The sequence below is a fragment of the Microbacterium murale genome, assembly GCF_030815955.1.
Lineage (GTDB): Bacteria > Actinomycetota > Actinomycetes > Actinomycetales > Microbacteriaceae > Microbacterium > Microbacterium murale_A.
Genome location: NZ_JAUSXK010000001.1, coordinates 679,716 through 697,159 on the forward strand (window position 1 = coordinate 679,716; position 17,444 = coordinate 697,159).

23 protein-coding genes and 1 pseudogene are annotated in these 17,444 nt (G+C 64.7%); all 24 read right to left on the bottom strand.

Going from position 1 to position 17,444, the window contains the following annotated elements; translation table 11 throughout:
* Positions 1-15 precede the first annotated feature (15 nt).
* A complete protein-coding gene (locus QFZ46_RS03410; RefSeq protein WP_307358322.1) occupies positions 16-819 on the bottom strand; it encodes a sulfite exporter TauE/SafE family protein in 804 nt (267 codons plus the stop codon).
* Positions 816-1,586: an IclR family transcriptional regulator gene (locus QFZ46_RS03415; protein ID WP_307358325.1), complete on the bottom strand. Its 771-nt coding sequence runs from the start codon at positions 1,584-1,586 to the stop codon at positions 816-818. Before QFZ46_RS03415 ends, QFZ46_RS03410 begins: the two co-directional genes overlap by 4 nt.
* 27 nt (positions 1,587-1,613) lie before the next feature.
* Positions 1,614-3,230: an arylsulfatase gene (locus tag QFZ46_RS03420; RefSeq protein ID WP_307358327.1), complete on the bottom strand. Its 1,617-nt coding sequence runs from the start codon at positions 3,228-3,230 to the stop codon at positions 1,614-1,616.
* Positions 3,231-3,258: 28 nt separating this feature from the next.
* Positions 3,259-4,608, bottom strand: a complete 1,350-nt coding sequence (locus QFZ46_RS03425; protein ID WP_307358329.1) for an MFS transporter — start codon at positions 4,606-4,608, stop codon at positions 3,259-3,261.
* A 204-nt stretch (positions 4,609-4,812) separates the two neighbouring features.
* Entirely contained in the window at positions 4,813-5,520 is a 708-nt protein-coding gene (rplQ, locus tag QFZ46_RS03430; RefSeq protein WP_307358331.1) for a 50S ribosomal protein L17, sunset domain variant, read from the bottom strand.
* Positions 5,521-5,554: 34 nt separating this feature from the next.
* Positions 5,555-6,544, bottom strand: a complete 990-nt coding sequence (locus QFZ46_RS03435) for a DNA-directed RNA polymerase subunit alpha (protein ID WP_307358333.1) — start codon at positions 6,542-6,544, stop codon at positions 5,555-5,557.
* A gap of 128 nt (positions 6,545-6,672) precedes the next feature.
* Positions 6,673-7,071 carry a 30S ribosomal protein S11 gene (gene rpsK, locus QFZ46_RS03440; RefSeq protein WP_033106075.1) on the bottom strand — a complete coding sequence of 133 codons (399 nt, stop codon included), beginning with the start codon at positions 7,069-7,071 and terminating at the stop codon, positions 6,673-6,675.
* Between the two features lie 30 nt (positions 7,072-7,101).
* Entirely contained in the window at positions 7,102-7,476 is a 375-nt protein-coding gene (gene rpsM, locus QFZ46_RS03445; protein ID WP_307358335.1) for a 30S ribosomal protein S13, read from the bottom strand.
* A 129-nt stretch (positions 7,477-7,605) separates the two neighbouring features.
* Positions 7,606-7,722, bottom strand: coding sequence for a 50S ribosomal protein L36 (gene rpmJ, locus QFZ46_RS03450; RefSeq protein WP_188434530.1), 117 nt, complete (start codon positions 7,720-7,722; stop codon positions 7,606-7,608).
* A gap of 65 nt (positions 7,723-7,787) precedes the next feature.
* Complete coding sequence (gene infA, locus QFZ46_RS03455; protein WP_017201569.1) at positions 7,788-8,009, bottom strand: translation initiation factor IF-1; 222 nt, start codon at positions 8,007-8,009, stop codon at positions 7,788-7,790.
* Between the two features lie 160 nt (positions 8,010-8,169).
* Entirely contained in the window at positions 8,170-8,892 is a 723-nt protein-coding gene (locus QFZ46_RS03460; RefSeq protein ID WP_307358339.1) for a DsbA family protein, read from the bottom strand.
* A gap of 114 nt (positions 8,893-9,006) precedes the next feature.
* Complete coding sequence (locus QFZ46_RS03465) at positions 9,007-10,017, bottom strand: hypothetical protein (protein ID WP_307358342.1); 1,011 nt, start codon at positions 10,015-10,017, stop codon at positions 9,007-9,009.
* Positions 10,018-10,225: 208 nt separating this feature from the next.
* Positions 10,226-11,074 carry a type I methionyl aminopeptidase gene (gene map, locus QFZ46_RS03470; RefSeq protein ID WP_307358345.1) on the bottom strand — a complete coding sequence of 283 codons (849 nt, stop codon included), beginning with the start codon at positions 11,072-11,074 and terminating at the stop codon, positions 10,226-10,228.
* Between the two features lie 14 nt (positions 11,075-11,088).
* Positions 11,089-11,686 (bottom strand): annotated as a pseudogene (locus tag QFZ46_RS03475) (adenylate kinase).
* The gene (secY, locus tag QFZ46_RS03480) at positions 11,683-13,005 is read right to left on the bottom strand and encodes a preprotein translocase subunit SecY (protein WP_307358347.1); all 1,323 of its coding nucleotides are present in this window, start codon (positions 13,003-13,005) and stop codon (positions 11,683-11,685) included. The pseudogene QFZ46_RS03475 and the gene secY overlap by 4 nt, the downstream one beginning before the upstream one ends.
* A gap of 103 nt (positions 13,006-13,108) precedes the next feature.
* Positions 13,109-13,792: a 50S ribosomal protein L15 gene (rplO, locus tag QFZ46_RS03485; RefSeq protein WP_307358349.1), complete on the bottom strand. Its 684-nt coding sequence runs from the start codon at positions 13,790-13,792 to the stop codon at positions 13,109-13,111.
* The gene (gene rpmD, locus QFZ46_RS03490) at positions 13,792-13,977 is read right to left on the bottom strand and encodes a 50S ribosomal protein L30 (protein WP_307358352.1); all 186 of its coding nucleotides are present in this window, start codon (positions 13,975-13,977) and stop codon (positions 13,792-13,794) included. Before rpmD ends, rplO begins: the two co-directional genes overlap by 1 nt.
* A complete protein-coding gene (gene rpsE, locus QFZ46_RS03495; protein WP_373457634.1) occupies positions 13,977-14,669 on the bottom strand; it encodes a 30S ribosomal protein S5 in 693 nt (230 codons plus the stop codon). The genes rpmD and rpsE overlap by 1 nt, the downstream gene beginning before the upstream one ends.
* Before the next feature lie 20 nt (positions 14,670-14,689).
* Positions 14,690-15,049, bottom strand: a complete 360-nt coding sequence (gene rplR / locus QFZ46_RS03500; protein WP_307358357.1) for a 50S ribosomal protein L18 — start codon at positions 15,047-15,049, stop codon at positions 14,690-14,692.
* Between the two features lie 2 nt (positions 15,050-15,051).
* A complete protein-coding gene (rplF, locus tag QFZ46_RS03505) occupies positions 15,052-15,588 on the bottom strand; it encodes a 50S ribosomal protein L6 (RefSeq protein ID WP_307358360.1) in 537 nt (178 codons plus the stop codon).
* 6 nt (positions 15,589-15,594) lie between these two features.
* Positions 15,595-15,993 (bottom strand): 30S ribosomal protein S8, encoded by a 399-nt coding sequence (rpsH, locus tag QFZ46_RS03510; protein WP_188434537.1) that lies wholly within the window; start codon positions 15,991-15,993, stop codon positions 15,595-15,597.
* Positions 15,994-16,119: 126 nt separating this feature from the next.
* Complete coding sequence (gene rplE / locus QFZ46_RS03515; RefSeq protein ID WP_188434538.1) at positions 16,120-16,710, bottom strand: 50S ribosomal protein L5; 591 nt, start codon at positions 16,708-16,710, stop codon at positions 16,120-16,122.
* Positions 16,710-17,069, bottom strand: a complete 360-nt coding sequence (rplX, locus tag QFZ46_RS03520; RefSeq protein WP_307358362.1) for a 50S ribosomal protein L24 — start codon at positions 17,067-17,069, stop codon at positions 16,710-16,712. Before rplX ends, rplE begins: the two co-directional genes overlap by 1 nt.
* 2 nt (positions 17,070-17,071) lie before the next feature.
* Positions 17,072-17,440 (bottom strand): 50S ribosomal protein L14, encoded by a 369-nt coding sequence (gene rplN / locus QFZ46_RS03525; protein ID WP_033106061.1) that lies wholly within the window; start codon positions 17,438-17,440, stop codon positions 17,072-17,074.
* Between the last annotated feature and the right edge of the window lie 4 nt (positions 17,441-17,444).

A 17,444-nucleotide genomic window follows, 5' to 3' on the forward strand; every position in this document is an offset into this window, starting at 1 on the left:
GTCCTCGCTCGGCGTCTACGCCCGGCTTCCGCGTGAGCGGAGGGCCTTGATCGCCATCTGCACGGCGATGATCACGAGGTATGCCGCGAACAGCATGTTGCCGAGGAACGGGTCGATCAGCGTCGCGAGCCACGCACCGAGCGCGGTCGTGGTGCACGCCGCCACCCCGATCATGCCGGCAGCGAGCAGGTCGACGTTGCGGTGACGGAGATTGCCGATCGTTCCCGAGATCGCCGTGGGGATCATCATCAGCAGCGAAGTCCCCTTCGCTTCGAGGTCGCTCGTTCCGAAGACGAGCATGAGCACGGGGACGACGATGACTCCGCCCCCGACGCCGATGAGCCCCGCGATGACCCCGGTGAGCACGCCGACGAGCGCGAGGCCCGCGCCGTTGATCCAGCCGAGTTCGAACTCCGCTGCACGTGAGGGGATGACGAGGAACAGGCTGATGATCACCAACACGAGGAACCCGACGAAGCACCAGCGGAGCACGGTCTGCGAGATCTTCGGCAGCAGTCGCGTACCGATCTGCGCACCGATCACGGCCCCTGCCGCGAGGATGAGTGCGGGAATCCACGCGACAGATCCGGATGCCGCGTATGAGATCACGCCCACACTCGCAGTGGGCACGATCGCGGCGAGCGAGGTGCCTGCCGCGAGGCGCTGATCGAAGCTCAGGAACAGCACGAGCAGCGGCACGATGACCGTCCCTCCGCCGACACCGAAGAGCCCGGAGAGGAGGCCGGCGACAAGACCGATCAGAACGAAGGTGATGTAAGCGCGGGGGCCGCGGATCCGTGCAGTTGGCGTGTCGGTCACGTGGTTCCTCGTCCCGCGCCGAGGCGCGCGCTGATAGCGGATGCCGCAGACTTGAGCTGCGGCACGATCTCATCCATCCTCTGCGGAGTGAACCGCTCGGCGGGGCCCGACACGGAGAGCGCTGCGACGATCTGACCGGAACCGTCGCGCACGCCGACCGCTACCGAACTCACATTCGCAATGGTCTCGTTCGACGCCTGCGCGAACCCCTTGGCCCGCATGTCGACGATGCGCTCCCTGACCTGGTCGGGTGACAGCGATTCATGCAGCGTCTCATCGTGCTCGTGGTCCGCCAGTACTCGGTCGATCTCGGTGTCCGAGAGTCCGCCCATGAGCACGCGTCCGTTGGCTCCGGACCAGAGCGGGTACAACCGCCCCATCTCGGAGGCGAAGCGGATCTCCGCGTTGCTCTGGACTTCCTCAAGGAAGACCCTGGCGTGCCCGATCGCAACAGACAGCCCGACGGTCTCGCCGCTCTCGTCCCGCAGAGCGAACATGTAGGGCCGCGCTTCGTTCACGAGCACGTCACCGCCGTTGTACCCCAGTCCGATCACGAGCGCCTGCGGACCGATCAGATACCTCTGTGTCGCGGCATCCTGTATGACCATCCCGCTCGCAGCGAGGGTCGCGAGGATGCGCTGCACAGTGCTGCGCGCGAAGCCCGTCGATGGGGCGAGCTCGCGCGCGCTCGCTCCATCGGCATGTGAGCGAAGTGCGGAGAGAATCTGGATCGCCTTCGAGACGGCGTTGTCCGAGATGCTTTCCATCACGTCAGACTATCGCGGGCGCACAGGTCACTCCGACGGCAATCCACTGCCGCGCGACTCGTAGAGGGCGAGCACGCGCTCACGCGGGATGACGCCGCACCGCTCCGCCCAGGCGGCGTAGGCGTCGGACAGCTCCTCGACCAGCGCTGGGTGTGCGGCGGCGATGTCGTTCAGTTCGGTTCGGTCTCGGAGCATGTCATAGAGCTCCCACTCGCAAGCGTGCTTCTTGACGAGCTTGAACCCACCGCGTCGCACGCCGCAGTTGCCCTCGTGCTCCCAGTAGAGCAGGCGCTGGTCGTCGGTGTCGCCTTCGACCAGAGTTCCGAGCATGCTCACACCCTCGAGCGGCAGCGGGCTGCGTTCGGGGTATGTCAGCGGGTACTCGGCACCTGCCGCCTCGAGCACTGTCGCCATGACATCGGGCAGTTGGTGCGCCTGTGTGCGCAGGACACCTGCATCGATGCGTTCCGGCCAGCTGACGATCAGCGGGGTGGAGATGCCGCCCTCGTGGATCCAGTGCTTGTATTCGCGGAACGGCGCGTTGGAGAGATTCGCCCACGCGCGCCCGTACGTCGCATAGGTGTCCTCGCCGCCTGGGACGATACTGGGGTCATTGCCGGGGCGCACCTCGCGGCCGTCACGCGTCTCGGCGTCGAAGCTCACGTACGTCGTGACGAACTCCTTCGCGGTATCCAGCGGCATCTCCTCTGCACACCCGCCGTTGTCGGAGAGGAACAGCACGACGGAGTTCTCGAACCTGCCCTGACGGCGCAGCTCGTCGACCACCCGGCCGACTCCCTGGTCCATCCGATCGATCTGGGCGGCGTACACGGCCATGCGCATCGCCTCCCACTCCTTGTCGGTGACGTCCTCCCACGCAGGAATCCGCGCGTCGCGCTCGCTGAGCTTCCACTGCTCGTCGATGATGCCGGACGCGATCAGCCGATGCAGACGCTCCTCGCGCAGCGCATCCCAGCCGGCGTCGAAGCGACCGGCGTACTTTGCGATGTCCTCCTCCAGTGCGTGCAGCGGCCAGTGCGGCGCGGTGTACGCGACGTATAGGAAGAAGGGGTCATCGCCGTGATCGGCATCGTGCTCTTTCATGAACCGCACGGCGTTGTCGCTGATCGCATCGGTGTAGTAGAAGTCATCGGCCTCGGTCTCAGCCTCGACGTTGCGCTCGTTGCGCGTCAGGGTGCGCGGCTGGAAGAAGCTGCCGGCGCCCTCGAGAGTTCCGAAGAACTCGTCGAATCCACGACGAGTCGGCCAGGCATCCGTAGGGTTGTGGATGTCACCCGCCATGTGCCACTTGCCGGAGATGTAACTGCGATAGCCTGCCGGCTTGATCGCCTCCGCGATCGTCACGCAGTTGCGATTGAGGTTGCCGGCGTAGCCCTCGGGGGAATCGTCGTAATTGAGGATGCCGATCCCGGTCTGGTGCGGATGCAGCCCTGTCAGCAGCGACGCACGCGATGGGCTGCACCGCGCCGTGTTGTAGAACTGCGTCAGGCTGGCGCCGCCGGCGGCGAGGGCATCGATGTTGGGAGTCTGCACCTCTCCCCCGAAGCAGCCGATGTCGGAGAACCCCATGTCATCCACCAGGATGAGCACGATGTCGGGCGGGGTGGCGGTCTTCTTGGTCATGGATGTCTCTCGTTCTCGATGGACGATGTCAGCGGGCCGTGTCTGCGGATATCGGAGCGGCTTGTTCAGCGGCCTTCGCGTGGAGTTCGACGTCGATGTCGTCGTGCGCGGTCTCTTTCGCGAAGTACAGGGACACGAGCGCGATAGCGGCGGCCACCATGATGTACACAGCGACCGGCCAGGACGAGCCTGAGATCGAGACCAACCAGATCGCGATCACCGGAGCAACGGCGCCCGAGGGCAGCACGCCCAGCTGGTAGACGAGCGACATACCGGTGTAGCGGACGCGTGCAGGGAACAGCTCGGCGAAGAAGGCGGCTTCTGCGCCGAACATGGTGCAGGCGCCCAATGCCCAGCCGACGATGATCGCAAGCCAGATGAGTGTGACGACACCGCTGTCGATCAACCAGAACACCGGGAAGGCCGTGACGAACGCGATCGCAGCACCGGCTGCGAACACCGGTCGGCGCCCGTGAGCATCGGACAGCCGACCGGCCAGCGGGATGACGATGAAGCCGATGACGCTGGCGATCAGCAGGCCATTGAGGGCGTAGCTGTTCGGGAGACCGAGCACCGTGGTCGTGTAGGTCAGGATGAACGCGTTGTACACGTTGAAGGTGATGCTCTCGCTGAAGCGGGCGCCGATGCCCACCAGAACCTGCTTCGGGTAGTGGCGGAGCACTTCGAACACCGGCACCTTGACGCGGTCGCCGGTCTTGACCATGTCTTTGAATGCCTGCGGCTCGGACACCTGAAGGCGCACGACGAGACCGACGACCACGAGCACGATGCTGGCCAGGAATGGGATGCGCCAGGTCCACCCGATCAGAGCCTCGTCGCCGGGGATCGACACGAGATTGACGGCGAGAGTGGAGAGCAGCAGGCCGAGCGGTACACCGGTCTGCGGCCAGGCGGAGAACATTCCGCGCTTGCCGCGGGGCGCGTGCTCGAAGGTGAGGATGGCTGCGCCGCCCCACTCACCGCCCAACCCGATGCCCTGCAGCATGCGCAGCAGAAGCAGCAACACGGGCGCTGCGACGCCGATCTGAGCGTACGTCGGCAGGCACCCCATCAAGAAGGTCGAGATGCCCATGATGAGCATCGTGATGACGAGGATCTTCTTACGCCCTATTCGATCTCCGAAGTGGCCGAAGATCAGTCCGCCGATGGGACGGGTGATGAACCCGGCGGCGAAAGTGCCGAAGGCGACGAGCGTGCCGATCAGCGGATCGAACTCGGGGAAGAACTCGCTGTTGAAGACGAGCGCGGCCATGGTCGCGTACAGGAAGAAGTCGTACCACTCGATGACCGAGCCGAGCACGCTTGCAAGGATCGTGTTGCGCTGTTGCGACTTCACCGTCGCGGAGGTTGAGTTCACCGTTGGACTCCTGAGTTGTGGGAATGAATAGATGTCCCGTAATTTGGGACAGTGTCCCATTTACGGCTCAACTCTAGAAGACCGTCCGGCTGCCGTCAAATGCATACGCGGCATCCGCCACGCCGACATCACAGACGCAAGAAGGCCCGCCGTCCCTGAACGGGATGGCGGGCCTTCTTGGCGGAAGTTCTCCGTGGCGGCGTGTTACTTGCCGGCCTCGACGAATCCTGCGGCCTCAGCGGCCTCGGCGGTGCGGAACCAGACCTCGGCGACAGTCGCGTCGTACCACTGGCCATCGGGGCGGTGGAACTTCATCGAGTCCTTGTTGCCCTTGATGTCGAAGCCCTCGGGTGCAGAGCCGTCCTCGAGAGGAGCAGCGGAGTCTGCGCCGAAGCCGCCGTCGACGAGTGCAGCAGCGGCAGCAGTCTCAGCGGCTGCGCCCTCCTCCTGCGACTCAGCACCGGCGTCAGCAGCGTCGTCGGCGGCCTTCTCGGCCACCGGCGCCTTCTCCGCCTTCGGCGCAGCCTTGGCTGCGGCCTTCTTCTTCGGCGTGACGGGCTCGAGAACGAGCTCGATCACTGCCATCGGGGCGTTGTCGCCCTTGCGGTTTCCGACCTTCGTGATGCGGGTGTAGCCGCCCTCACGGTCGGCGACCAGCGGCGCGATCTCGGTGAAGAGCGTGTGCACGACCTGCTTGTCACCGATGATCGACAGCACGCGGCGGCGTGCGTGCAGATCGCCGCGCTTGGCGAACGTGATCAGGCGCTCAGCGAGCGGACGAAGGCGCTTGGCCTTGGTCTCGGTCGTCTTGATCGACTTGTGCGTGTAGAGGGCCGCTGCAAGGTTGGCGAGCAGCAGACGCTCGTGGGCGGGGCCGCCTCCGAGGCGGGGACCCTTGGTGGGCTTAGGCATATTGATCTAACTCCTGGTCAGAATTTCGGGAAGGTCAGAAGGACTCGTCTTCGCCTGCGCCGTAGAAGTGGGCGCCGTCGAAACCGGGCACCGAATCCTTGAGCGACAGACCGAGCGAGATGAGCTTGTCGCGCACCTCGTCGACCGACTTCTGGCCGAAGTTGCGGATGTTCATGAGCTGAGTCTCAGACAGTGCGACGAGCTCGGACACCGTGTTGATGCCCTCGCGCTTGAGGCAGTTGTACGAGCGTACCGACAGGTCGAGGTCCTCGATCGGCATCGACAGCTCGCTGGAGAGCACGGGCTCCACAGGTGCCGGGCCGATCTCGATGCCCTCAGCCTCGACGTTCAGCTCGCGGGCCAGACCGAACAGCTCGGTCAGGGTCTTCGCGGCCGATGCGACAGCATCGCGCGGAACCATGCTGTTCTTGGTCTCGACATCGAGGATGAGCTTGTCGAAGTCGGTGCGCTCACCGGCACGAGTCGCCTCGACGCGGTAGCTGACCTTGAGGACCGGCGAGTAGATCGAGTCGACGGGGATCTGACCGGCCTCGGCGTACTCGTTGCGGTTCTGCGTTGCCGACACGTAGCCACGGCCACGCTCGATCGTGAGCTCGAGCTCGAACTTCGCGGTGTCGTTGAGCGTCGCGATGACGAGCTCGGGGTTGTGCACCTCGACACCGGCAGGAGCCGAGATGTCAGCGGCGGTCACCTCGCCGGCGCCGGTCTTGCGCAGGTACGCCGTGATCGGCTCGTCGCGCTCTGACGAGACGACGAGCTGCTTGATGTTGAGGATGATCTCGGTGACATCCTCCTTCACGCCGGGGATGGTGCTGAACTCGTGCAGCACGCCGTCGAGGCGGATGCTGGTGACAGCAGCGCCGGGAATCGACGAGAGCAGGCTGCGACGCAGCGCGTTGCCGATGGTGTAGCCGAAGCCGGGCTCGAGCGGCTCGATGATGAATCGGCTGCGATCCTCGGCGATCTTTTCCTCGGTCAGTGTGGGACGCTGTGCAATGAGCACTCTGTGTTCCTTTCGATCACATGCCCGCTATATGACATGTGGTGGGGTGAGGTCTTGAGTTGTGGAAGTCAATGCCCTGAACGGGCGGTGAGTCGCCCGCCCTCAGGCGGGCGACTCGACAGCCGGGTTCAGACGCGGCGGCGCTTCGGCGGACGGCATCCGTTGTGCGCCTGCGGGGTGACGTCCTGGATCGATCCGACCTCGAGGCCTGCGGCCGTCAGCGAGCGGATCGCGGTCTCGCGGCCGGAGCCCGGACCCTTCACGAAGACGTCGACCTTCTTGACGCCGTGCTCCTGAGCCTGGCGGGCGGCCGACTCGGCAGCCATACCTGCGGCGTACGGGGTCGACTTGCGCGAGCCCTTGAAGCCCACTCCACCGGAGGATGCCCAGCTGATGACAGCGCCGGACGGGTCGGTGATCGAAACGATCGTGTTGTTGAACGTCGACTTGATGTGGGCCTGGCCCAGCGCGATGTTCTTCTTTTCCTTGCGGCGCGGCTTGCGCGCGGCGGCCTTGGGTGCAGCCATGAAAGTCTTCTCCTAGTCCCTGGCCGCTGCTTAGCGGGCCTTCTTCTTGCCGGCGACGGTGCGCTTCGGGCCCTTGCGGGTACGGGCGTTGGTCTTGGTGCGCTGTCCGCGGACGGGCAGGCCACGACGGTGGCGGATGCCCTCGTACGAGCCGATCTCGACCTTGCGGCGGATGTCTGCGGTGACCTCGCGGCGCAGGTCACCCTCCACCTTGTAGTTGCCTTCGATGTAGTCGCGAAGGATGATCAGCTGCTCGTCGCTGAGGTCCTTGACGCGGATCGACTCGTCGATCTCGGTCGCCTTGAGGATCTCGACGGAGCGGGTACGGCCGACGCCGTAGATGTAGGTAAGGGCGATCACCACGCGCTTGTCGCGCGGGATGTCAACGCCGGCAAGACGTGCCATGCGGTTCTCCTGGGATGTGTAGAGGTGTGGAGCAGGATATGGACCCGGGCCTCTGTCCCGAGGTGTCACCCACTCGCGTGGGATCTTGATCCTGCCTTATGTGTTCAGTTGTGAGTCAGATCCGAAAGATCAGCCCTGGCGCTGCTTGTGGCGCGGGTTGCTCTTGCAGATGACCATGACGCGTCCGTGACGACGAATCACCTTGCAGTGATCGCACATGGGCTTGACGCTGGGCTTGACCTTCATTTTGTTCCTGTTCGCTGTCTTCGTGCACGCCCTCTCGTGAGGGCATGCCGTTACTTCTCGACCGATCAGCGGTAGCGGTAGACGATACGGCCGCGGGTCAAGTCGTAGGGGCTGAGCTCCACGACCACGCGGTCCTCGGGGATGATGCGGATGTAGTTCTGCCGCATCTTTCCGGAGATCGTTGCAAGGACCTTGTGTCCGTTGCTGAGCTCAACGCGGAACATCGCGTTGGGCAGAGCCTCGGAGATCACGCCCTCGATCTCGATGACACCGTCTTTCTTAGCCATAGCCTCGCTGACGCTTCTGCAGATCGGTCGATCTGCGGTGGATGGGTGATGTGGTGACGCACCGGACGGACATGCCGAAACACGGCGCAACGCACCAACGGTCTATCTTATCGGTCCGGATGCCATCCGGCAACTTGAGACGGGTTCGGGTGCTGCAGGATCAGCCGAGCAGCTTCTCCATCTCGGTGATCTCGCCCTTCTGCAGGTCGAGGCGCTTGCCGTTGACCTCGACGGTCGGGGTGCCTGCGATCTCGTGCGCATCGGTCTGAGAGTCGACGAAGTCCATGTACGTACCGTCGGCGATGCACTCTGCGGCGGCGCCTGCTCCCGATTCCTCGGCCAGCGCGGCGAGCTCGTCGTCCGAGAGACCTGTGGAGTTCTCCTCCGGCTGGTTGGCGAAGAGCGCGTTGAAGTAATCCAGTGCCGCGTCCGGAGCCTCGGCTGCGACGCAGTACATCGCGCTGCCGGCGCGTGTGGAGAATTCGGTGTTCTGCGACAGACGGTTCAGGATCGACACCGGGTGGATGTTCAGCGTGATGTCGCCGTTCGCGGCTGCGGCCTGCAGTTGCTCGCCGTAGGACTTCTCGAAATCGCCGCACAGCGGGCACATGAAGTCGACGAACGTGTCGACGGTGTCCTCGCCGTCGCCGAAGGTGATCGCACCGGTCTCATCGTTGATGATCGCGCTCTGCGGTGCGGTCCCTGGATCGGTGGCCTGATTGTTGAGGAAGACCACGACGCCACCGAGCACGACGAGAACGACGACCGACCGCGATCGAGATTCCGATCGCGAACCAGTTGGTGTTGCTCTTTGCTGCTGCCATTGCTGTTCGTTCTCCTGGTGCTGGACGCCTGGGGCGCGGAAAATGCTGTGGGGGGACATGTCTATGGTCCCTGCAAAGTCTATGCACCCGTTGTGAGCGCCGCCGCGCCCCGCCTCCCCGACCAGCGACGAGACCGAGTTCGCGGCATGAGACCGAGCCAGGCCACATCGGTCTCATGCCGTTGCGTCGGTCTCGCGCGTCGGCGGCCGCCATGGCTTTGCCCGCGAGCGGGTTCTGAGCGTGGCCAGCATCGCTGGCACGGGCGGCCGAACCATGCGCACGCCTGCGCCGTCCAGCGCGGCACAGAGAGGTCTCACCTTCCACGCGTCACCGAGATCCCAGCGGCCGAATGGATGCTGATGGCGACGCAGCCGATCTTCCCGCCGCTTCTCATCCCTGAGACGCCGGGCAGCCTCGGCCGGCTCGTCAAGCTCGTACTTGCCCCACCCGTCAGCTTCGCCGATCGCACCGTTCGATCGGAAGTAGAAGTCGCAGCGGTCGACGTGGCCTTCGTAGCGGAACTCGCGCTGCAGTTCGGGCATCTCATACCCGCTCCACATGATGACGGCGCGGCTGATGCTCTCCGCGGGTGACTCCGACAAGGCGTTCGCGTGGTCCCAGACCCAGCGCATCCTCGCGCGGCCCCGCGGATTGTCAAGCTCCCGGCCGCGTGCGATCAGGGCATCCAGCCGCAGTGATCCGCCCTGCACCGCCGAGATAGACGCATCGGCGACGGCTAGAGCATCCGAGGGGTTCATCACCCGCGCCAGGTCGACCACGGTGTCGAGCAGCGATGTGACGAGGGCAGCACCGACCCGAACCACCCGGCGCGGGTCTCGGCTGGTGTGCACTCTGATGTCGCCGTAGCGCTGGGATGCCTTGGCGCGCGGGTCGTAGACATGGATGAACCTGCACTCGCCGAACTGCGGAAGACCGTGGAGTACTCCCGCCGATTCCAGGCAGAGGATGGCATGCGGGTTGAGGCGAAGGTACGCATGCACGCAGACCGCGTACCTCTGCCAGTCATGCAGCGCCAGGTACTGCTTCTTGTCGACGTACACGCCCTTGCGTACGCGAAGCCATCGCGGAGCCTCCAGTCGAAGACCAAGCACCCGCGCGTCTTCACGGGTGTAGAGCGGCAGCGGGGAGAGCAGTTGTGCACGACCGGACAGGGTGTATGCCATACGCACACTTTGAATGCGCAGCATCCCGGCCTCCGGCGGGAAACCCACCTCCTGTGCACAACTCCCCCGCCGGCGATTGCGTGCAGGCGGAGTGGCCCGCGCCGAGTTCGTCTTCGAAACCGAGTCTCTGGCGTGAGACCGAGTTCACTCGACTCGGCTTCACGCCGCCAACTCGGTCTCGGTGAAATCCCCCGGGGGGACGCGCGGGCTAGGCGACGGGCGTGGGAACCACGCCGAAGGGGGCGAGGCCGGCGGCACCGCCGTCGGGGGCCGTCAGGACCCAGATGCCGTCCGCATGCCGTGCCACGCTGTGCTCCCAGTGGGAGCCGTCAGAGCCGTCGACTGTCGAGACGGTCCAGTCGTCGTCCTCGATGTATGTCTCCTCGCCACCGGCCGTGACCATCGGCTCGATCGCCAGCACCAGCCCGGACTTGACGTCAGGACCGGGGTCCGGAGTGCGGTAGTTGAAGACGCTTGGGGCCTCGTGCATCTTGCGGCCGATGCCGTGGCCGACGTATTCGCGAAGGATGCCGTAGGTCTCCCCCGACACCTCGGAGACGCCCTGCGCCTCGATGTACCCCTGAATGGCTGCGCCGATCTCGCCGATGTTCCCGGCGGTCGCCATCGCGGCGATACCTGCCCACATAGACCCCTCGGTCACGCGCGAGAGCTCGTCACGCGCAGCGACCAGAGAAGGACGAGTCTCATCGGGCACGACCACGGTGATCGCGCTGTCACCGTTCCATCCCTGGAACTGTGCTCCGCAGTCGACCGAGACGATATCGCCGGGCTGCAGCACACGATCGCCCGGGATGCCGTGCACGACCTCTTGGTTCACCGACACGCAGATCGTGTGGTGGTAGCCGCGCACGAGCTGAAAGTTCGAATCGGCACCATGGGCACGGATCGTACGGTTCGCGATCGTGTCGAGCTCAAGAGTCGTGACGCCGGCGCGGATCAGCGGCCGCACCGCATCGAGCGCGGCGGCCGTGATGAGACCCGGCTCGACCATCGCCTGCAGCTGAGCCGGTGTCTTGTAGATGGAACGGCGGAACATGTCGAAGGCGACGATCAGACGGCGACGACGAGCCCGCGAGCGGTCAGCGCAGCGAAGATGCGCTCCGTGATCTCGTTGAGCGAACCGACACCGTCGATCCGATCCACGATGCCACGCTCTCCGTAGACGTCGAGGATCGGAGCCGTCTCGTTCTCGTAGATGTCCAGACGATGCGAGATGCCCGCTTCGGTGTCATCCGCCACGGCCCTCCTCCTTCGCGCGAACGCTCAGGCGCTTGATGCTCTCCTCGCGAGGGACATCGAGAAGGATCACTGCGTCGAGAGCATCGCCGCGTGCGCCGAGGAACTCGTCGAGGTGCCCGACCTGCACGGCGTTGCGAGGGTAGCCGTCCAGCAGGAAGCCGGAAGAGGCGTCGTCCTGCGAAAGCCTGTCGCGCACGATCTCACTCGTCAGCTCGTCCGGTACGAGGTCACCGCGAGCGGTGATCTCGCTCACCTGCGCACCGAGGGCGGTACCGCCCTTGATGTTCGCACGGAAGATGTCGCCGGTGGAGACCACCGGGATGCCGAACGCCGAGGCGATGCGCACGCCTTGCGTGCCCTTGCCGGAGCCCTGCGGGCCGACGATGAGAAGTCGAGCGGATGCTGTCAACGGAGAAGCCCTTCGTAATGGCGCTGCTGGAGCTGTGCGTCGATCTGCTTGACGGTCTCCAGCCCCACACCCACGATGATGAGGATCGAGGCACCACCGAACGGGAAGTTCTGATTGGCACCGACGGTGGCCAGAGCGATCAGCGGGATGAGCGCGATCAGGCCGAGGTAGATCGAACCTGGGAACGTGATACGGGTGAGCACGAAGTCCAGGTACTCGGCGGTGGGACGACCGGCACGGATGCCGGGGATGAACCCGCCGTACTTCTTCATGTTGTCGGCGACCTCGACGGGGTTGAACGTGATCGCGACGTAGAAGTAGGTGAAGCCGATGATCAGCAGGAAGTACGCCGCCATGTAGAGCGGCTGGTCGCCTGTGGTGAAGTTCTGCGAGATCCACACGACCCATGCGGCCGGCTCAGAGCCGTCCTGCGGAGTGTTGAACTGCGCGATGAGCATTGGGATGTACAGCAGCGACGAGGCGAAGATGATCGGGATCACACCCGCCATGTTCACCTTGATCGGGATGTAGGTGTTCGTGCCGCCGTACGTGCGGCGTCCGACCATCCGCTTGGCGTACTGCACAGGGATTCGTCGTTGCGACTGCTCGACGAAGACGACGAGGCCCGTGACGACGATGCCGACGGCGAGCACAAGCAGGAACACTTCGAGGCCGTTCGACTCGAAGATCGCCCACATCGCTGCCGGGAAGGTCGCAGCGATCGAGGTGAAGATCAGCAGCGACATGCCGTTGCCGATGCCACGCTCGGTGACGAGTTCTGCGAACCACATGATCAGACCGGTGCCGGCGGTCATCGCGATGATGATGAGCAGCTGCGCCCACCAGACGTCGTTCGTCAGAAGCTGCTGACATGCGGCGATGTCGGTCGTGCCGAACAGCTGTCCGCTGCGCGCCACGGTGACGAGGGTCGTCGACTGCAGGAGTGCGAGAGCGATGGTGAGGTAGCGCGTGTACTGGGTCAGACGGGCCTGGCCGGCCTGGCCCTCTTTGTGCAGCGCCTCGAAGTGCGGGATGACCACGCGCAGCAGCTGCGTGATGATCGTCGCGGTGATGTACGGCATGACGCCGAGCGCGAAGATCGACAGCTGCAGCAGAGCGCCGCCGGAGAACAGGTTGACCAGGCTGAGCAGGCCCTCGGTACCGGCGTTCAGACGCAGGCACTCCTCGACGTTCGGGAAATGAACGAACGGGGCGGGCACGTGCGATCCGAGCCGGTAGATGGCGATGATCGCCAGAGTGAAACCGATCTTCCGACGCAGGTCGGGCGTGCGGAAGATCCGCGCGATAGCGCTAAACAAAGGCGTTCCTCCTGAAAGGTTGCCGTTCCGCGGAGGAAAGGCTGAAAGACCAGGGTAACGCACGAGAGGGGCCGGAGAATCTCCGACCCCTCTTGCGCAGTGGTTACTTGACGGATCCGCCCGCGGCCACGATCTTCTCCTCGGCAGAACCCGAGACCTTGTCGACCGAGACAGTGAGCTTCACGGCGATGTCGCCGTTTCCGAGAACCTTGACCTTCTCGTTCTTGCGAACAGCACCCTTGGCGACCAGGTCGCCCACGGTGACGTCGCCACCCTTGGGGTACAGCTCCGCGAGCTTCTCCAGGTTCACGACCTGGTACTCGACGCGGAACGGGTTCTTGAACCCGCGCAGCTTCGGGGTGCGCATGTGCAGAGGCATCTGCCCACCCTCGAAGCCGACGCGAACGGTATTGCGGGCCTTGGTGCCCTTGGTGCCACGACCAGCGGTCTTGCCCTTGGAGCCCTCACCACGACCGACACGGGTCTTCGCAGTGTTGGCGCCGGGGACCGGACGCAGGTGGTGCACCTTGAGCACACCGGGACGGGATGCCGGGGCATCCGCCTTCGGTGCAGCCTTCTTGCTCTTGGGAGCAGGCTTCTTCGCAGCAGAGTCAGCCTTGGCGTCGGAGGCTGCGGCCTTGGCCGGTGCCTTCTTCGCGGCGGGCTTCTTCTCGGCAGCATCCTTGGCGGCGGCCTTGGGAGCAGCAGCCTTCTTCGGAGCAGCCTTGGCTGCTGCAGCCTTCTTCGGGGCCTTCTCGGCCTCGACGGCGTCGTTCTTCTCAGCCATTAGTCGATCTCCTCAACCTTGACGAGGTGTGCGACGGTCTTGACGTAACCGCGCGTCTGCGCGTCGTCGGGGCGGACGGTGCTGTCGCCGATCCGCTTCAGACCGAGGCTGCGCAGCGTGTCACGCTGGTACTGCTTCTCGCTCACCTTGGACTTGATCTGGGTCACCTTGAGACGCTGAGCCATCAGGCACCTACCTTCGCTGCAGCCGCAGCTGCGGCCTTGGCCTCGTTACGGATGATGATGTCCGGAACGACGGCGTCGTACTCGAGGCCGCGGCGAGCCGCGACTGCACGAGGCTCTTCGAGGCTCTTCAGGGCCGCGACCGTCGCGTGCACGATGTTGATCGTGTTCGACGAGCCGAGCGACTTGGAGAGGACATCATGGATGCCTGCGCACTCGAGGACGGCGCGGACGGGACCACCGGCGATGACACCGGTACCGGCAGCAGCCGGACGCAGCAGTACGACGCCGGCAGCGGCTTCGCCCTGCACCGGGTGCGGAACCGTGGTTCCGACGCGGGGCACGCGGAAGAAGTTGCGCTTGGCCTCTTCGACACCCTTGGAGATGGCCAGGGGCACCTCACGGGCCTTGCCGTAGCCGACACCGACCAGTCCGTTGCCGTCGCCGACGACCACGAGAGCGGTGAAGCTGAACCGACGTCCACCCTTCACGACCTTCGAGACGCGGTTGATGGTGACGACGCGCTCCAGGAACTGGTTGTCGCCGCGATCGCGCGAATTGCGGTCACGACCACCCTGGTTGCGGTCACGGCCGCCGCGGCGACCTTCGCGCGCGGGCTCTGCCTGTGTCGTGCCGGCAGCCGTCTCGGAGACGGCAGGGGCCGTCTCGGGAGCGGCAGCAGCCGTTTCGGTCACTTCGTTCTCCTTGTTGTCACTCACAGTGCCAGCCCCCCTTCACGGGCGCCGTCGGCGATGGCCGCGACGCGGCCCGCGTAGCGGTTGCCACCACGGTCGAAGACGACCTCGGTGTAGCCGGCAGCCTTTGCACGCTCAGCGACGAGCTCGCCGACCTTGCGTGCCTTGGCGGTCTTGTCGCCCTCGAACGAGCGCAGCTCGGTCTCGAGCGTGGACGCCGAGGCGACCGTGTGGCCCTTGCTGTCGTCGACCAGCTGGACGAAGACGTGGCGAGCCGAACGGTTGACGACCAGACGCGGACGCGCCTCTGTGCCGACGACCTTCTTGCGAAGGCGGGCGTGACGACGCGCGCGGGCGTCAGACTTTGACTTGAGAGCCATGGTTACTTACCACTCTTTCCGGCCTTGCGACGCACGATCTCGCCGGCGTAGCGCACGCCCTTGCCCTTGTACGGCTCGGGCTTGCGGATCTTGCGGATGTTGGCAGCTGCCTCACCGACAGCCTGCTTGTCGATACCACTCACGGTGACCTTGTTGTTGCCTTCGACCGTGAAAGTGATGCCGGCGGGCGGGTCGACCAGCACGGGGTGCGAGAAGCCGAGAGCGAACTCGACCGAGCTGCCCTTCTGCTGCACGCGGTAACCGGTGCCGACGACCTCAAGACCCTTGGTGTAGCCCTGGGTCACGCCGATGATGTTGTTGTTGATGAGCGTGCGGGTCAGGCCGTGAAGCGACCGCGACTCGCGCTCGTCGTCGGGACGGGAGACAACCACCTGGTTGTCCTCGATCGCGACCTCGATGGGGCTGGCCACCTTCAGGGTGAGCTCACCCTTGGGGCCCTTCACCGCGACCGCACGGCCGTCAACCGAAATGGTGACGTCCGAGGGGATCGAGATGGGAAGTCGTCCAATACGCGACATGTCGAATTACCACACGTAGGCGAGAACTTCTCCGCCCACGCCCTTCTGCTCAGCCTGACGGTCAGTGAGAAGACCGGAGGAAGTGGACAGGATGGCCACGCCGAGGCCGCCGAGAACGGTGGGGAGCTCGGTCGACTTCGCGTAGACACGAAGGCCGGGCTTCGACACGCGCTTGATGCCCGCGATCGAACGCTCGCGGTTCGGGCCGTACTTCAGCGTGAGCGTGAGGTTCTGGCCGACGCGCGCGTCGGTGACCTCGTAGCCTGCGATGTAGCCCTCCTGCTGGAGGATGTCAGCGATGTGCGTCTTGAGCTTGCTCGACGGCAGGGACACGGAGTCGTGGTGTGCCGAGTTCGCGTTGCGCAGACGGGTCAGCAAGTCTGCGACCGGGTCTGTCATTGTCATGGGTGTGTTCCTTTGTTCATGAGGTTTCGGCTGCCGTTACACGACAGACGACCTTCTATGATTCGCAATCTTCAATTGTAAGCGCATGCGGGACCCCCGCCCGACAGGGGGCGGGGGTCCTGAGCATCACGCCTTGGCGTCGTCGGCCGCGAACGGGAAGCCGAGGTGACGCAGCAGCGCACGACCCTCGTCGTCCGTCTTCGCCGTGGTCACGACAGTGATGTCGAATCCACGAACACGGTCGATCTTGTCCTGATCGATCTCGTGGAACACGCTCTGCTCCTGGAGACCGAAGGTGTAGTTGCCGTTGCCGTCGAACTGCTTGCCCGACAGACCGCGGAAGTCGCGGATGCGGGGAAGCGCCAGCGAGACCAGACGGTCGACGAACTCCCACGCACGGTCGCCACGGAGGGTGACGTGCGCGCCGATGGCCTGACCTTCACGCAGCTTGAACTGCGCGATGGACTTGCGAGCCTTCGTGACGATCGGCTTCTGGCCGGTGATCTTGGTGAGGTCCTCGACCGCACCATCGATCACCTTGCTGTCGCGAGCCGCCTCACCGACACCGGTGTTGACGACGACCTTGACGAGACCAGGAATCTGCATCACGTTCTTGTAGCCGAACTCGTCCTGCAGCTTCTGCTGGATCTCGGCCTTGTACTTCTGCTTCAGGCGCGGCTGGATCTTGCCAGCCGGCGCGGCAGTGTCGGTGCTCATCAGAGGTCCTTACCGCTCTTCTTCGCGTAACGCACGCGGACGGTGCGCTTGACGCCGTCCTTTGTCCGCTCCTCGACCCGGTGGCCGACGCGAGTCGGCTTCTTGGTCTCGGGGTCGACGATCGCGACGTTCGAGATGTGGATGGGGGCCTCGATTGTCTCGATGCCACCCGTCTTGGTGCCACGCTGCGTCTGGCCGACGCGGGTGTGCTTGGTGACGTAGTTCACGCCTTCGACGACGACGCGGTTGCGCTCGGCGAAGATCTCGAGGACCTTGCCCTGCTTGCCGCGGTCGCCGCCACGCTCGGGCTTCGCACCCGAGATGACCTGAACCAGGTCACCCTTCTTGATTTTCGCCATGATCAGATAACCTCCGGCGCGAGCGAGACGATCTTCATGAACTTCTTGTCGCGAAGCTCACGACCGACCGGTCCGAAGATGCGGGTGCCACGGGGCTCCCCGTCAGTCTTCAGGATGACGGCGGCGTTCTCGTCGAACTTGATGTAGGAGCCGTCCGGACGACGGACTTCCTTCTTGGTACGGACGATGACCGCCTTGACGACGTCGCCCTTCTTGACGTTGCCGCCCGGGATCGCGTCCTTGACAGTGGCGACGATGGTGTCACCCAGACCTGCGTAACGGCGGCGTGAGCCACCGAGAACGCGGATCGTGAGAAGCTCCTTCGCACCGGTGTTGTCGGCGACCTTGAGGCGGGATTCCTGCTGAATCACTATT

Excerpts from the sequence above, each read along its gene's own strand:
- QFZ46_RS03415 (WP_307358325.1), bottom strand. The coding sequence starts at position 1,586 with ATGGAAAGCATCTCGGACAACGCCGTCTCGAAGGCGATCCAGATTCTC.
- QFZ46_RS03420 (WP_307358327.1), bottom strand. The coding sequence starts at position 3,230 with ATGACCAAGAAGACCGCCACCCCGCCCGACATCGTGCTCATCCTGGTG.
- rplQ (WP_307358331.1), bottom strand. The coding sequence starts at position 5,520 with ATGCCTAAGCCCACCAAGGGTCCCCGCCTCGGAGGCGGCCCCGCCCAC.
- rpsK (WP_033106075.1), bottom strand. The coding sequence starts at position 7,071 with ATGGCTGCACCCAAGGCCGCCGCGCGCAAGCCGCGCCGCAAGGAAAAG.
- rpsM (WP_307358335.1), bottom strand. The coding sequence starts at position 7,476 with ATGGCACGTCTTGCCGGCGTTGACATCCCGCGCGACAAGCGCGTGGTG.
- rpmJ (WP_188434530.1), bottom strand. The coding sequence starts at position 7,722 with ATGAAGGTCAAGCCCAGCGTCAAGCCCATGTGCGATCACTGCAAGGTG.
- infA (WP_017201569.1), bottom strand. The coding sequence starts at position 8,009 with ATGGCTAAGAAAGACGGTGTCATCGAGATCGAGGGCGTGATCTCCGAG.
- QFZ46_RS03460 (WP_307358339.1), bottom strand. The coding sequence starts at position 8,892 with ATGTCCCCCCACAGCATTTTCCGCGCCCCAGGCGTCCAGCACCAGGAG.
- QFZ46_RS03465 (WP_307358342.1), bottom strand. The coding sequence starts at position 10,017 with ATGGCATACACCCTGTCCGGTCGTGCACAACTGCTCTCCCCGCTGCCG.
- map (WP_307358345.1), bottom strand. The coding sequence starts at position 11,074 with ATGTTCCGCCGTTCCATCTACAAGACACCGGCTCAGCTGCAGGCGATG.
- rplO (WP_307358349.1), bottom strand. The coding sequence starts at position 13,792 with ATGGCTGAGAAGAACGACGCCGTCGAGGCCGAGAAGGCCCCGAAGAAG.
- rpmD (WP_307358352.1), bottom strand. The coding sequence starts at position 13,977 with ATGGCTCAGCGTCTCAAGGTGACCCAGATCAAGTCCAAGGTGAGCGAG.
- rplR (WP_307358357.1), bottom strand. The coding sequence starts at position 15,049 with ATGGCTCTCAAGTCAAAGTCTGACGCCCGCGCGCGTCGTCACGCCCGC.
- rplF (WP_307358360.1), bottom strand. The coding sequence starts at position 15,588 with ATGTCGCGTATTGGACGACTTCCCATCTCGATCCCCTCGGACGTCACC.
- rpsH (WP_188434537.1), bottom strand. The coding sequence starts at position 15,993 with ATGACAATGACAGACCCGGTCGCAGACTTGCTGACCCGTCTGCGCAAC.
- rplE (WP_188434538.1), bottom strand. The coding sequence starts at position 16,710 with ATGAGCACCGACACTGCCGCGCCGGCTGGCAAGATCCAGCCGCGCCTG.
- rplX (WP_307358362.1), bottom strand. The coding sequence starts at position 17,069 with ATGGCGAAAATCAAGAAGGGTGACCTGGTTCAGGTCATCTCGGGTGCG.